Source organism: Pseudoalteromonas sp. Ld20 (genome assembly GCF_045064175.1).
In the GTDB taxonomy this organism is placed as follows: Bacteria; Pseudomonadota; Gammaproteobacteria; order Enterobacterales; family Alteromonadaceae; genus Pseudoalteromonas; species Pseudoalteromonas neustonica.
Window position 1 is genome coordinate 31450 of sequence record NZ_JBISHB010000047.1, and the last position, 14348, is coordinate 45797.

12 protein-coding genes are annotated in these 14348 nt (G+C 41.1%); 9 read left to right on the forward strand and 3 right to left on the reverse strand.

Annotated elements, in window-relative coordinates; genetic code table 11:
* The 4 genes from glyS to ACJJVX_RS21290 all read left to right on the forward strand — a co-directional run bounded on the left by glyS (position 1) and on the right by ACJJVX_RS21290 (position 3758).
* A complete protein-coding gene (glyS, locus tag ACJJVX_RS21275) occupies positions 1–2070 on the forward strand; it encodes a glycine--tRNA ligase subunit beta (RefSeq protein WP_405633443.1) in 2070 nt (689 codons plus the stop codon).
* Between the two features lie 60 nt (positions 2071–2130).
* Positions 2131–2580: a hypothetical protein gene (locus ACJJVX_RS21280; protein WP_054455838.1), complete on the forward strand. Its 450-nt coding sequence runs from the start codon at positions 2131–2133 to the stop codon at positions 2578–2580.
* Positions 2581–2846: 266 nt separating this feature from the next.
* Positions 2847–3116 (forward strand): hypothetical protein, encoded by a 270-nt coding sequence (locus tag ACJJVX_RS21285; RefSeq protein WP_405633445.1) that lies wholly within the window; start codon positions 2847–2849, stop codon positions 3114–3116.
* 117 nt (positions 3117–3233) lie between these two features.
* Positions 3234–3758, forward strand: coding sequence for an REP-associated tyrosine transposase (locus ACJJVX_RS21290; protein WP_054206583.1), 525 nt, complete (start codon positions 3234–3236; stop codon positions 3756–3758).
* A 33-nt stretch (positions 3759–3791) separates the two neighbouring features.
* Here the strand turns inward: ACJJVX_RS21290 and tusA are convergent, their stop codons facing one another.
* The 3 genes from tusA to fadB all read right to left on the reverse strand — a co-directional run bounded on the left by tusA (position 3792) and on the right by fadB (position 7563).
* Complete coding sequence (gene tusA, locus ACJJVX_RS21295; protein WP_054206582.1) at positions 3792–4031, reverse strand: sulfurtransferase TusA; 240 nt, start codon at positions 4029–4031, stop codon at positions 3792–3794.
* A gap of 198 nt (positions 4032–4229) precedes the next feature.
* Positions 4230–5399 (reverse strand): acetyl-CoA C-acyltransferase FadA, encoded by a 1170-nt coding sequence (gene fadA, locus ACJJVX_RS21300; RefSeq protein WP_054206581.1) that lies wholly within the window; start codon positions 5397–5399, stop codon positions 4230–4232.
* Between the two features lie 4 nt (positions 5400–5403).
* Positions 5404–7563 (reverse strand): fatty acid oxidation complex subunit alpha FadB, encoded by a 2160-nt coding sequence (fadB, locus tag ACJJVX_RS21305; RefSeq protein WP_405633448.1) that lies wholly within the window; start codon positions 7561–7563, stop codon positions 5404–5406.
* A 194-nt stretch (positions 7564–7757) separates the two neighbouring features.
* Here fadB and ACJJVX_RS21310 point away from each other — a divergent pair, with 194 nt between their 5' ends.
* From ACJJVX_RS21310 to ACJJVX_RS21330, 5 genes are all read left to right on the forward strand, one after another.
* Positions 7758–9644 (forward strand): transglycosylase SLT domain-containing protein, encoded by a 1887-nt coding sequence (locus tag ACJJVX_RS21310; protein ID WP_405633450.1) that lies wholly within the window; start codon positions 7758–7760, stop codon positions 9642–9644.
* 98 nt (positions 9645–9742) lie between these two features.
* Entirely contained in the window at positions 9743–11065 is a 1323-nt protein-coding gene (pepQ, locus tag ACJJVX_RS21315) for a Xaa-Pro dipeptidase (RefSeq protein WP_054206578.1), read from the forward strand.
* Positions 11066–11133: 68 nt separating this feature from the next.
* The gene (locus ACJJVX_RS21320) at positions 11134–11748 is read left to right on the forward strand and encodes a YigZ family protein (RefSeq protein WP_405633452.1); all 615 of its coding nucleotides are present in this window, start codon (positions 11134–11136) and stop codon (positions 11746–11748) included.
* A 50-nt stretch (positions 11749–11798) separates the two neighbouring features.
* Positions 11799–13250, forward strand: coding sequence for a TrkH family potassium uptake protein (locus ACJJVX_RS21325; protein WP_054206576.1), 1452 nt, complete (start codon positions 11799–11801; stop codon positions 13248–13250).
* Between the two features lie 69 nt (positions 13251–13319).
* The gene (locus ACJJVX_RS21330; RefSeq protein WP_054206575.1) at positions 13320–14000 is read left to right on the forward strand and encodes a flagellar brake protein; all 681 of its coding nucleotides are present in this window, start codon (positions 13320–13322) and stop codon (positions 13998–14000) included.
* The last annotated feature ends 348 nt before the right edge of the window (positions 14001–14348 follow it).

Below are 14348 nucleotides of genomic sequence, written 5' to 3' on the forward strand. Positions count from 1 at the left end.
ATGTCAGCAAAAAATTTATTAGTCGAAATTGGCACTGAAGAGTTGCCACCAAAATCACTGCGTAAACTTGCAGAAGCATTTGCTGTAAACTTAACCGCTGAACTTGCGAGCTTAGAGCTTACTCACCAAGGTGTTAGTTGGTATGCATCGCCTCGTCGTTTAGGTTTACAAGTAACAGCATTAGAAGCTAAGCAACAAGACAAAGAAGTTGAAAAACGCGGCCCTGCAACTAAAGCTGCATTTGATGCAGAAGGTAACCCAACTAAAGCGGCAATGGGTTGGGCTCGTGGTTGTGGTATCGAAGTAAGTGAAGCACAAACACTTGAAACCGATAAAGGCGCATGGTTACTACATATTGCCAAAGTTGCAGGTAAAGACACTACTGCGTTAATGAATGATGTAGTAAATAAAGCATTGGCTAAATTACCTATACCGAAACCAATGCGCTGGGGCTCGAATAAAACTCAATTTATTCGTCCGGTTCATACTGCAACTATTTTGTTTGGTGATCAATTAATCGAAGGCGAAGTGCTTGGTAAAGTAATTAGCAACCAACTACAAGGCCATCGTTTTCATCACCCAGAAAAAATTAGCATTAACCATGCTGATGATGTTTTTGAGGTGCTTAAGTCTGCACATGTTGTTGCTGATTACGAGGAGCGCAAAGCGCAAATACGTAGCCAAATTGAAGCGGCAGCAAAAGCAGTTAATGCCGTTGTTGCAATGGATGAAGATTTACTTGAAGAAGTAACTTCACTTGTTGAATGGCCAGTTACCTTGACCGCAACATTTGAAGAAGCATTTTTAGATGTACCAGCCGAAGCGCTGATCTACACCATGAAAGACGATCAAAAATATTTCCCGTTACTAGATCAAGATGGCAAATTACTTAACAAGTTTTTGTTTGTGTCAAACATTGAAAGTAAAAACCCAGCCGTTGTAATTTCTGGTAATGAAAAAGTAGTGCGCCCACGTTTGGCTGATGCGCAGTTCTTTTTTGAAACAGATAAAAAGAAAACACTTGAAAGCCGCCTAGAATCACTTGATAGCGTATTGTTCCAAAAGCAATTGGGCACGCTTAAAGACAAGTCTGAGCGTATTGCACAACTTGCCGGTTATATTGCTGAACAACTTGGTGCAGATAAAGCCCTTGCAGAGCGCGCTGGTTTGTTAAGTAAAACTGACCTAATGACTGAAATGGTCATGGAGTTTACTGACGTTCAAGGTGTTATGGGGATGCACTATGCACGTCATGACGGTGAAGCTGAAGATGTAGCCATGGCACAAAACGAGCAGTACATGCCACGCTTTGCCGGCGATAGCTTACCAACAAACTTGATCAGTTGCGCTGTTGCGATTGCAGATAAGTTTGACACGCTGGTGGGTATATTTGGTATTGGCCAAGCGCCAAAAGGCGATAAAGACCCATTTGCTCTTCGTCGTGCTGCTATTGGTGCACTGCGTATTATGGTTGAGAAAGAGTTGTCATTAGACATTCTTGATCTGGTTGCTAAGTCGCAAAGTTTGTTTGGCGAAAAGCTAACAAACGCAAATGTATCAAACGATGTATTTGAATTTATGCTAGGGCGCTTCCGCGCTTGGTATCAAGACGAAGGCATTGAAGTTGATGTTATTCAAGCTGTGTTAGTACGCCGCCCAACTAAACCAGTTGATTTTGACCGTCGTGTTAAAGCCGTAAGCCACTTCCGTACGTTAGACGCGGCAGAAGCGCTTGCAGCAGCAAATAAACGTGTAAGTAATATTCTTGCTAAGAATAACATTACAGCACAAGGCACTGTTGATGAGAGTTTATTAAGCGACGACGCTGAAAAAGCGCTTGCAGCACAAGTCGCAAAATTTGCCACTGACCTTGCTCCGCTTTATGCTGCGGGCGATTATCAAGAAGCATTAGCACAACTTGCGGGTATCCGTGAAAGTGTTGATAACTTCTTTGATAACGTAATGGTAATGGCAGACGATGAAGCCGTTAAGCAAAATCGTTTAGCATTACTAAGTCAACTTAGCGGTCTATTTTTAGATATTGCTGATATTTCTGTACTGCAGAAGTAAATTAAGCGTAGATTAAAAAGCCAGCAGCTATGCTGGCTTTTTTGTATAAGAGGTTAACTAATGAAACGAATTATTACGCTTGCGCTCGCAAGCTTATTAACCGCATGTTCAAGCCAAATACAAATGCCTGATATTAGCGATGTACTACCAAGTAAAGAGCTTGACCGTACTATGTACTTACGGGGTGACTTCAATTTATGGGACGCAGAAACGCAATATGCATTTACTCAAGTCGCGCCTGCGCTTTATCAAGCGAACGTGAAATTCTCAACGCCAGGTAAAGTGTACGAATTTAAAATTGCCGATATGGATTGGAGCGCAGGTTATAATTGCGGATTCAGTGAACAAGACCCAACGGGTCAAGCACTAACGCTAGGGCAAAGCGTTTTAGCCGATTGCGATACTACCTATAACTACTTAAGCTTCACACCAGCAATTAAAGGCAGTTATATCGTCAGTATTGATTATAGTGACTATGATCAACCGAAAGTGACGATAACTAAGAAGTAAGAGCTGTCAGAAGTAGGTTGGGTAGAGTGAAACGAAACCCAACATGGCATAAGCTTATCCACATTATAAGGCTTATATAACTATTAATAGAAATAAGTTTAAGGAAGACCATGAAGTTATACCGCGGGGTTAATATAGGATTAGACAAAATAAATAAAGGAAATATTTATACCTAAGAGTAATAAAATTGATGTAGTACTGAGTGCAGGAGAGCTAGCTGGACAGTCTGGAGCCGGTTTTGAGTCTGGATTTAGTGATAATAACTCATGTATTTTTATCATCAGTATGATTCAGCCATATATGAGTTTTCTTGGGTTTCGACCACTACAAGCTTTGAAATAGCTAAGAAATTCGCAAAATTTAATAATTGTGAAGGGTATGTGTATGTTTTGGATTCCGAGCTATTTGAAAAATACAACATAATAATGAAAAAGCTAGAGAATGAGTTTTATCCAGACGAAAAGGAAGTATCAATAAGAGAAATTAATGGGAGATCAATTCCTAGCGAGGTAATTGTAGAAAAGGTTCTTGTATGAACCGTTGGGAGAATTTGTATATTGTTGGGTTTCGCAAGACTCAACCCAACCTACATGTACCTAATATACTTTGTGCTCTATAGTTAAAAAATTAAAATTGTTCATGGATGAATATAGATGCAATATAGGCGGGTTTTAGACTCTGGGGCTTGTTATTTTTTCACATTGACTCTAGAAAACAGAAATAAAGAATACCTAACACAAAATATTGACTCATTGCGTAGTGCTTATTCAAAAGTTATTAAAAGGTATCCAGTAAAAACAATTGCAATTGTTATCATGCCCGATCACCTACATGCACTATGGCAACTTCCTGTAAATGATAGAGACTATGCTTTGCGGTGGCGATTAATTAAAAGCTATTTTTCAAGGTCGCTGCCGATAGATGAGTTTCGCAGCACAAGCCGAATTGCTAAATCTGAGCGTGGCATATGGCAACGTCGTTACTGGGAGCATAAAATTAGAGACGATAATGATCTGCAAAACCATATTAACTACATTCATTATAATCCTGTGAAACATAAATATGTAACCAGAGCTGTTGATTGGCCATACTCTAGCTTTCATAAATATGTAAATTCAGGGGCATTAGCTGTTGATTGGGGAATTGATGCTGTAAATATCAGTATAGACGCAGAATAATTTTTTGTTGGGTTTCGTTTCACTCAACCCAACCTATAACCCTTTCTTCACTAAATACCGATACGGCACGGCATCGACTTCTTTGGCTATTAGGGTGTGATCCATAAACATGCAGAAGCTGGGGATGTCGCGGGTTGTTGATGGGTCGTCTGCGGTGATTAATAAGGTTTCGCCATTTTCCATTTTGCGTACCGCGCTTCTGATCATCATGACAGGCTCTGGGCAGCGTAGGCCGATGGCGTCTAATTGGTGATCGGGGTTATCAAAACTCATGGTTGATTTACCTTAGCGTATGCGGTCGCATTTAATGGTTAATTTAAGGCTGCTAGTTTAACGACCTGAGCGCGATAAATAAAGTCACTTCAATGATACATATCAAGGCCAACCTGGGAAACGAATCATAAAAAAGCCGCACTGAATTAATCAGTACGGCTTTTAATCACCAAGAGATGGTTTACGTGTTCAAACTAATTAGTCTTGAACACGTTCAAATATAGTCGCGATGCCTTGGCCTAAACCAATACACATGGTCGCTAAACCGTATCTTGCGTTTTTATCTTCCATTAAGTGAATAAGCGATGTGCTAATACGCGAGCCTGAACAACCCAGAGGGTGACCAAGAGCGATAGCACCGCCGTTTAGGTTCACTTTTTCATCAACTACATCAGCAAGACCTAAGTCTTTTAATACCGGTAGTGATTGCGCGGCAAATGCTTCGTTAAGTTCAGCTACGTCGATGTCATCAATAGTGATACCAGCTTGTGCAAGTGCTTTTTTACTCGCTGGTACTGGGCCGTAACCCATAATTGATGGATCGCAACCCGCAACCGCCATCGCTTTTACGCGTGCACGAATTGGCAGGCCAAGAGCTTTCGCTTTTTCTTCGCTCATTACTAACATCGCAGATGCACCATCAGAAAGAGCTGAAGACGTACCGGCAGTTACTGAGCCCGATGCAGGATTAAACACAGGGCGAAGCTGTGATAAGCCTTCTACTGTTGTTTCTGGGCGAATTACTTCGTCATCTTCAACTAAAATCAGTGAGCCATTATCATCATGACCTTCCATTGCGAGGATTTCGCGACGGAAACGACCTTCAACTGTTGCTGCATGAGCACGCTGATGCGAACGATATGCAAATTGGTCTTGCTGCTCACGGCTAATGCCGTGAATTGTTGCTAGGTATTCTGCTGTTAAACCCATTGAACCAGATGCTTGCGCGATTGAAGTTGCAAGACCTGGATGGAAATCATTACCGTGAGTCATTGGTACGTGACCCATGTGCTCAACACCACCAATTAGGTAGGTGTCACCCGCGCCAGTCATAATTGCGCGAGCAGCGTCATGTAATGCCTGCATTGATGAACCACATAAACGATTCACCGTTGTTGCAGGAACTGAATGCGGAATGCCTGCAAGCAATGATGCATTACGTGCAACGTTAAAACCTTGCTCTAAAGTTTGTTGTACGCAACCCCAATAGATATCGTCAATCGATGCTGGATCAACGGCTGGGTTGCGATCAAGTAAACCCTTCATTAGGTGAGCACTTAAATCTTCGGCACGCTTGTGTTTAAATACACCGTTTTTAGAACGGCCCATTGGCGTACGAATACAATCTACAATTACTGGAGTATTCATGGTCTTATCCTTCCACCTTATAGAAAATACGGCCTTCTTCAGCCCATTTGCGAGTTTGCTCAGATACTTGGTAAATCGCACCTAGGTGAGCGTATTTGTCTGCGGTTGCAACAAAGTTAGCTAGCCCAGTTTGATCTAAGTAACGGAACGCACCGCCTCTAAATGGAGGGAAACCGATGCCGTAAATAAGTGCCATGTCAGCTTCTTGTGGAGAAGCAACAATGTTTTCTTGTAAACAAAGTAGCACTTCGTTGATCATTGGCACCATACAGCGATCGATAATTTCTTGTTTATCAAACTCTTTTGGTGCATCAGTGATTGAACTCAGTAGCTCAACTGCTTGTGGATCTTGGGCTTTTTTCAAGCGGCCACGACGATCTGGCGCATATTGGTAGAAACCCGCTTTGTTCTTTTGACCAAAACGTTTTTCGTTAGCGAATACTGAAACTGGATCTTTTTCTGCTCGTGACATGCGCTCAGGGAAACCATCAGCCATAACACCTGTACAATGATATGCAGTATCAATACCTACAACATCAAGTAAGTATGCCGGGCCCATTGGCCAACCAAACACGTTTTCCATTACTTTATCTACTTTGGCAAAGTTAGCGCCTTCGACAACTAATTTACTAAAGCCTGCAAAGTATGGGAATAAAACGCGGTTTACAAAGAAACCTGGGCAGTCATTTACAACAATTGGAGATTTACCTAGTTTTAAGGCGTAATCAACGACGGCATTAATGGTTTTTTCCGAGGTTTTCTCGCCGCGGATAATCTCTACTAATGGCATTTTAGGCACAGGGTTAAAGAAGTGCATACCACAGAAGTTTTCAGGCTTTTCAAGGGCAGTCGCTAACTCATCAATACGAATTGTTGATGTGTTTGAGGTTAGAATCGTACCTGCTGGCATATCTTTTTCAAGACCTGCAAGCACCGCTTGTTTAACTTTAGGGTTTTCAACAACGGCTTCAACTACGATATTAGCGCTTTGTAAATCGCTATCGTTAAGAGTTGGTTTGATTTTACCTAACGTCGCAACCATTTTGTCCATCGTCATATGACCACGTTGAACTTTTTGGCCTAAAAACTTAGATGCTTCGGTCATACCTAAATCAAGCGCATCCTGCTGGATGTCTTTCATTATGATTGGCGTGCCTTTATAAGCCGATTGGTAAGCAATACCACCGCCCATAATACCAGCACCAAGTACAGCTGCTTGTTTAATGGCTACATCACTGGCTTTAGCTTGTTTGCGCGCTTTACCTTTGATGTATTGATCAGCTAAGAATATACCTGTTTGCGCAGCAGCTTCTGGTGTACGAGCTAATTTAGCAAAGTTGGCATTTTCAATCGCCATTGCTTCGGCGCGTTCACAGTTAGCAGCTGCTTTAATAGTACGAACCGCCATGATAGGAGCAGGATAGTGGCCTTTGGTTTTACCCATTACCATACCTTCTGCCATTGCAAAGCTCATGCCTTGCTCAACGCGGTTTAATTTAAGCGGTTGGAGTTTTACATTACGTTTTGCTTGCCAATCTAGCTTGCCAGCAATCGCTAATTCAAGTGTTGATATACTTGACTCTAAAAGTTTGTCAGCACTAACTACCGCGTCAACAGCGCCTACTTTGAGGGCATCAGCTGCACGATTTTCAGAACCGGCAGTGATCCAAAGCATGGCGTTATCGGCGCCAACAATGCGCGGTAAGCGCACCGTGCCACCAAATCCTGGCATTATGCCAAGTTTAACTTCTGGTAGGCCAATTTTTGCGTTTGTACTAGCAACACGATAATCGGTAGCGAGTACCCACTCACAACCACCGCCAAGTGCTAAGCCGTTTATGGCGCTTAGAGTTGGGAATGGTAAATCTTCTACCGCATCAAAAACATCAGTGGCATCTTTAATCCAGGTAACTAATTCAGCTTCTGGCTTAGTGAATGTCGGTAAAAATTCGAAAATATCGGCACCAATAATAAAGTGGTCTTTATCACTGGTAAAAATCATGCCTTTGATGTCGCTGTTGGCGGCTAATTCTTTTAATGCGTAAGCGCAATCTTTCAAGGTTTGCTGAGACAAGGTGTTTACAGAACCTGCAACACAAAATTTGAACTCGGCGATATTATCCTTGATGAAAGCAACTTCAAAGGAATCGCTTTTATATAACATTATTATTCTCCCTAGTTAGTGAACTAAGACTGGTACGATGAGTTTGCATTTCAATCAGTGTGCTTGCTTTAAATTAAAAATGCAACGAAAAATTTACTAAGCGGACTTTCTACTGGTTAAAATATAGCTTGTTTGATGCTAAGGTGTAGGTGAAGTGTTTGTCTTTTATTTACCTTTGAATATTTAAGGTCATCATGAAAAAACAATTGTTAGGTTTTACGGCAGCTGCATTACTCTTTCCTTTTTTTTCTGCCCAAGCCGATTCTGCCCATAAGGCATTTTTAAGCGCTGAAAAAATAGCTAAAAATGGAAGTTATCAAGAGTTTAAGGAAGCAGCAATACAGCTCGATCATCCACTTAAGCCGTACGTTGAAAAAATGTATTGGCAACGAAACCCAAGTATTGAGCGTCAATCTGAGATAGAAAATTATTTATCAATTTACGAACACACACCATTGGAGTGGCCAGTACGTAAAGCATGGTTACAGCATTTACAAAAGCATAATCGTAAAGCTGCATATATACAAAATTACCGTACCACTAGAAATAATGAGCTGACTTGTACTTATCTAAAATACCAGCTGGATTTGGGTGCCCCAAAAAAAGCAATTTTTAATCAGGTCACCGATTTATGGGTGGTAGGTAAGTCACAGCCCAAAGAGTGTGATTCATTATTTAGCCTATGGCGCAAGCAAGGTTATATGAGTGAAGAGTTAGTGTGGCAACGTATAACTTTGTCTGCTCAAGGTGGTACGCGTAGCTTATTACCTTATTTAAAGACGTTGCTGCCTCGTAAAGAACAATATTTGGCCGATCTGTACAGTAAAGTACGCAGTGATCCAAGTTCTGCGGCGGGTTTATATCGTTATAAGCACAAATCAGTTAAAGAAGGTGAAATAGCCCATTATGGTATTAAGCGACTAATTTGGCGTGATAAGGCTTTAGCACTTAAAGCGTGGGAAAAACTAGACGCGATGTTTGATTACACTGATGAGAAAAAAGCTGATGTTTATTATACATTTGCGTTAGCGCTTGCTTCAAGTGGCCATGAAGAAGCACGTTTTTGGTTAAGTAAAGTACCTAAAGAGCGCCAAGACCGTAAATTGATGCAATGGCAATTGGGTAATATGCTCAAAACTCAAGATTGGTCGGGCATTGTGGCGTTTTTTACTGGTAAAGAAAATCTCAGCCTCGGTCAGCAATATTGGTTGGCCTATAGTTTAGAACAACGTGGTGATAAGGAAAGAGCAAATACAATTTGGCAGGGAGTTGCGCAAGAGCGAGATTATTATGGCTTTTTAGCAGCTGCGCGCTTGGGATTACCCGTGCAGTTGAATAATCAACCTTTACTAGTGAGTGACAAGTTGATGCTTAATGTTGCTAATGCACCAGGTTTTAAACGGGCAAAAGCGTTGTATGAGTTAAAACGCTTTACTTCAGCACGACGAGAGTGGAATTATTTAACGAATACATCAAGTGAAGAAGAGAAATTGGCAGCGTCAAAATTGGCTGCCGAACTTGATTGGTACGACAGTACTATTTACACCTTAGCGCAAATTAAAGCGTGGGATTATGTGGAGCTGCGTTTTCCATTTGCCTTTCAAGATTTATTTGAGCGCTACAGTAAACGTAACCACATTGATGTAACCTGGAGTATTGCGATTTCTCGTCGAGAAAGTTCCTTTGCGCCCGACGCACGTTCGCATGCCAATGCACGAGGGTTAATGCAATTATTGCCTAGTACCGCTAAATATGTAAATAAGAGTAGGGTGTCAGGAAGTCGTTTAAATCAACCCAAAACCAATATTCGCTTAGGTACTGAGTATTTAGAGTATCTAAAAAAGAAAAATAAAGGTAACGAGGTGCTTGCAACAGCGTCATATAATGCAGGGTATCATCGCATAAAGCGTTGGTTACCAAAAGAGGCGATGCCTGCGGAGTTATGGGTAGAGCTTATTCCGTATCGAGAAACACGCGACTATGTTAAGAATGTATTCGCTTATAGACAGGTTTACCACACGCGTTTGGGGCGTGAGGGGAATATATTAGCGCCTATTTTAGAAATGAAAATGGGTGGGTAAAGATCCCCTCAGATGCTTTAGTGCATCTGCTGGTGGTTTGGGGATATATGAGTCTATGATAGACTCAGTGCAAGTTAAATTTAACAGATGGGTTTACTATGGATAAATTAGCCGTTTTATACGCCGAACATATTGCAACACTGCAGCAGCGTACTCAAACTATTGTTGAGCGTGAAGGATTAGAAGGTTTAGTGATCCACTCAGGACAAGCTAAGCGCCAATTTTTAGATGACATGTATTATCCGTTTAAAGTTAACCCGCATTTTAAAGCTTGGTTACCTGTAATCGATAACCCACATTGTTGGATAGTTATAAATGGGACTGATAAGCCAAAGTTAATATTTTATCGCCCTGTTGATTTCTGGCATAAAGTACCTGATGAGCCGCGTGATTTTTGGGCTGACTACTTTGATATTGAGCTGTTACTTAAGCCTGATCAAGTTGAAAAGCTATTACCGTACGATAAAGCAAATTATGCTTATATTGGTGAGTACTTAGAAGTTGCACAAGCGCTCGGTTTTAATATTATGAACCCTGAGCCAGTACTTAATTACTTTAACTATCATCGTGCGTATAAAACTCAATATGAGCTTGAATGTTTACGCCAAGCAAACCGTATTGCAGTTGATGGTCATAAAGCAGCGCGCGACACTTTCTTTAATGGTGGCTCAGAGTTTGATATTCAACAAGCTTACTTAATCGCTACACGTCAAAGTGAAAATGAAATGCCGTACGGCAATATTGTGGCACTTAACGAAAACTGCGCTATTTTGCATTACACGCATTTTGATCCTAAAGCGCCACACGCACATCATTCATTCTTAATTGATGCTGGTGCTAATTTTAACGGTTATGCTGCTGATATTACCCGTACCTACGATTTTAAAAAATCAGGTGAATTTGCTGATTTAATCAATGTAATGACTGATCATCAAATTGCATTAGGGAAAGCGTTAAAGCCGGGTATGCTATATGGCGAGCTTCACTTAGATTGCCACCAGCGTGTAGCGCAAGTACTGAGTGACTTTAATATTGTTAAACTACCCGCAGCTGAAATTGTTGAGCGCGGCATTACATCTACTTTCTTCCCGCATGGACTTGGCCATCATCTTGGTTTGCAAGTACATGACATGGGCGGCTTTATGGCTGATGAAAGTGGTGCGCATCAAGCGCCGCCAGAAGGGCATCCTTTCTTACGTTGTACTCGTTTGATTGAGAAAAACCAAGTGTTCACCATTGAGCCTGGTTTATATTTCATAGATTCACTATTAGGTGATTTAGCGCAAACCGACAACAAACAGTTTATTAACTGGGAAAAAGTTGAAGCGTTTAAACCATTTGGTGGTATTCGTATCGAAGATAACATTATCGTACACGAAGACAGCTTAGAAAATATGACGCGTGATCTAAACTTAGCTTAATTCTCTAAGTTTGAATGATTGGGGCCATATGGCCCCATTTTTTTGGTTGAATATTGGTTAACTAAAGTATGTCAGAATATAAATACCCCGCAGCGGATGTGTTTCATCAAGAAGAAATTAAAAAAAGCACCTTTATTGTGCACATTGCACATACGCCCGATTTAGCCTGTGCAAAAGCATTCATTAAAAGTATTGAAGAAAAGTACAGTGATGCGCGTCATAACTGTTGGGCACATGTAGCAGGTAACCCGGGCGGTAGTCATGTGTATGGATTTTCTGATGATGGCGAGCCTAACGGCACGGCGGGTAAGCCAATGCTAAATGTGCTGGTAGGATCTGGTTTAGGGGAGATCACAGCTGTGGTTACGCGCTACTTTGGTGGTATAAAGTTAGGAACCGGTGGTTTAGTGCGAGCCTATGGTGGATCACTCAATAATGCGTTGGCGCATTTAACAACAATCTTAAAAGTCCCCAGTGTGGAGCTGATTGGTTATAGTGATTACAGTGCGCAAGGAGCGATAGAGCAGTTGCTGAAAACACAGTACCAAGTACTTAATATCGAAAAACAATTTACTGCTAATATTGAATGGGTTATTACTATTGATAGCCGCCAAGCTAAGCAAGCCATAAAAGATATTTATGATTTGAGCCATGGTGCGGTTGAGTTAAGTATTAAAGAGTAAGACAATAACCATTACTCACTAACCATTACCCTATAAAAAGCGATCGCTCAATGCAATTTCGTACCATCATTAAAATTCTCGGCCAACTCGTTGTACTGTTTAGTATCACCATGGTGCCGCCGGCAATTGTATCGCTTATTTATAAAGATGGTGGCGGTGTGCCATTTGTTCTCGCTTTTATATTTAGTGTTGTTATTGGCTTACTTGCGTACTACCCAAACAGACATGAGCAAGGGGATTTAAAAGCTCGCGAAGGCTTTTTAATCGTGGTGCTATTTTGGTTGGTACTAGGTGCGTTTGCATCCTTGCCGCTAATTTTTTTACAAGAGCCAAATTTATCTTTAGCAGATGCTGTGTTTGAAGCATTCTCAGGTCTAACGACAACTGGGGCAACGGTGCTTACTGGTATTGAGTACCTTCCTAAATCAGTTTTGTTTTATCGCCAACAGCTGCAGTGGTTGGGCGGTATGGGGATAATCGTACTTGCAGTGGCTGTTTTACCTATGCTTGGCGTTGGTGGTATGCAGCTGTATCGCGCAGAAACACCTGGGCCTGTTAAAGATTCAAAAATGACGCCGCGAATAGCCGATACAGCCAAGCATCTTTGGTATATTTATGTCGCGTTAACAGTTGCCTGTACGCTTGCTTATTGGGCCGCTGGCATGGAATGGTTTGATGCGATTTGTCATGCTTTCTCTACAATTGCGATAGGTGGATTTTCTACTTATGACGCGTCTATGGGGCACTTTGATAGTCCATTAATTAACTTTATCTGCGTGGTGTTTTTAATTATCGCAGCTGTTAACTTTACGTTGCACTACGCTGCGGTATCGAGTCGTAATCTCAACGTATATTTACGTGACCCTGAGTTTAAAGTGTTTTTATTTATACAGTTAGCGCTAGTGGTTGTGTGCTTTACGGTACTGTCTTCAAATAATGTTTATGCTAACGGTGATGAAACACTCGATCAGGCACTTTTTCAAGCAGTGTCGATTAGTACTACCGCGGGGTTTGCCACGGACAATTTCTCTGCGTGGCCATTATTTTTGCCAATATTGTTGGTTTTTTCGAGTTTTATTGGTGGCTGTGCAGGCTCGACCGGTGGCGGTATGAAGGTTGTGAGAGTCTTTTTACTCTATCTGCAAGGCGTGCGAGAGTTAAACCGTTTGGTTCATCCTCGGGCTATTTATTCTATCAAGCTGGGTCGTAAAGCCTTGCCTGATAAGGTTGTTGAGGCCGTATGGGGGTTTTTCTCTGCGTATGCGCTAGTGTTCGTAATAATCATGTTAGCCTTAATGGGCACTGGTATGGATAACATTACGGCGTTTTCAGCTACGGCTGCATGTTTAAATAATTTAGGCCCAGGTTTGGGGGATGTTGCTGCCCATTATGGCGCGATCAGTGATGGTGCCAAGTGGTTATTAACGATTGCGATGGTGTTTGGGCGCTTAGAGATATTCACCTTGTTAGTATTATTTACCCCGACCTTTTGGCGCGGTTAATCAGTTATGACTTGAAAAGTATTCAGGCCATTTGTTGCATTAGAACATTGATATGTAGTTGGAAAGGATATGCCAAAAACAAAACAACAATTAAATTTAGAGAATTTAGCGCACATAACGGCTGGCAGTATTGTCGATGTAGAGGTTTTAACACCCACCACAAGTAAGCGTATTAAAACGGAGTTTGTCGGTTTTTTAAATGATAGATTCGTTATATTAAATTATCCCTCGCCCAAGCGTTTAAGTAATGCTGGTGAATACTTAAAAGACGGTGTTGTTGTCATTGTTAGGGCTGTGCTCGAAAGCGGTGGTGGGCAGGTTATTGCTTTTCGTCAACAGATACTGTCGGTATCATCGCACCCAGCACGACTTATTTATTTAAACTTCCCAACCCAAGTTCAGCTATTTAGGTTACGCTCACAAACGCGTATTCCAACATTACTACCTGCAACAATAAAGCTCAGCGATGAGCGAGAATTACATGGGGTGATTAAGGATATCTCAGTGACGGGTGTGATGTTTGATGTAAAAGGCAAAGATGACCTGACTAAATTAAAGAACACACAATGCAATATAGTATTAGATAAAAATAACAAAGGCGTCACAGAGTTTAGTGGACAAATATGCAGTATCAAAACCCATGCTACAGGCTCACAGTTTGGTATTCAGTTAACGGCAAGTGAAGAGGAAATGAAATCCTTCATGAAGGATCACTTTATTGACCTCTCAGTGCTAGAGCCGCTTGTTTAAATTTGATGATTTTCGCTATTTTGCAACAAAATGGCGAAAATCATGTAACTCTTCTCAAAATCGGTTTAATTATTTTAATAGTCATTACTTATCAATGGCTTATTTTTAAAATTAAATTTAACTTCAAGCTATCTGTATATACATTAAGCTTTTCCGTGTTTCAAAAGATGCTCATAGAGAATGATTTTTCGTTTTGATGCTGTTTTGTGTCTTTTTCATTTTACGTAAGTCACTGATAAATTAAGTTTTAATTTTACCCTCCTTTATTTTGTTGCTATTTAGCAACAAAAAACACAACAAACACCTCTAAATTCCGCGCTAAACTCTTTAAGGTTTTGATTTTGTTGA

What these genes read in the sequence shown, in the direction of transcription:
- glyS (WP_405633443.1), top strand. Translation starts at nt 1, where the DNA reads ATGTCAGCAAAAAATTTATTAGTCGAAATTGGCACTGAAGAGTTGCCA.
- ACJJVX_RS21290 (WP_054206583.1), top strand. Translation starts at nt 3,234, where the DNA reads ATGCAATATAGGCGGGTTTTAGACTCTGGGGCTTGTTATTTTTTCACA.
- ACJJVX_RS21310 (WP_405633450.1), top strand. Translation starts at nt 7,758, where the DNA reads ATGAAAAAACAATTGTTAGGTTTTACGGCAGCTGCATTACTCTTTCCT.
- tusA (WP_054206582.1), bottom strand. Translation starts at nt 4,031, where the DNA reads ATGAGTTTTGATAACCCCGATCACCAATTAGACGCCATCGGCCTACGC.
- fadA (WP_054206581.1), bottom strand. Translation starts at nt 5,399, where the DNA reads ATGAATACTCCAGTAATTGTAGATTGTATTCGTACGCCAATGGGCCGT.
- ACJJVX_RS21330 (WP_054206575.1), top strand. Translation starts at nt 13,320, where the DNA reads ATGCCAAAAACAAAACAACAATTAAATTTAGAGAATTTAGCGCACATA.
- ACJJVX_RS21285 (WP_405633445.1), top strand. Translation starts at nt 2,847, where the DNA reads ATGTATTTTTATCATCAGTATGATTCAGCCATATATGAGTTTTCTTGG.
- ACJJVX_RS21320 (WP_405633452.1), top strand. Translation starts at nt 11,134, where the DNA reads ATGTCAGAATATAAATACCCCGCAGCGGATGTGTTTCATCAAGAAGAA.
- pepQ (WP_054206578.1), top strand. Translation starts at nt 9,743, where the DNA reads ATGGATAAATTAGCCGTTTTATACGCCGAACATATTGCAACACTGCAG.
- fadB (WP_405633448.1), bottom strand. Translation starts at nt 7,563, where the DNA reads ATGTTATATAAAAGCGATTCCTTTGAAGTTGCTTTCATCAAGGATAAT.
- ACJJVX_RS21325 (WP_054206576.1), top strand. Translation starts at nt 11,799, where the DNA reads ATGCAATTTCGTACCATCATTAAAATTCTCGGCCAACTCGTTGTACTG.
- ACJJVX_RS21280 (WP_054455838.1), top strand. Translation starts at nt 2,131, where the DNA reads ATGAAACGAATTATTACGCTTGCGCTCGCAAGCTTATTAACCGCATGT.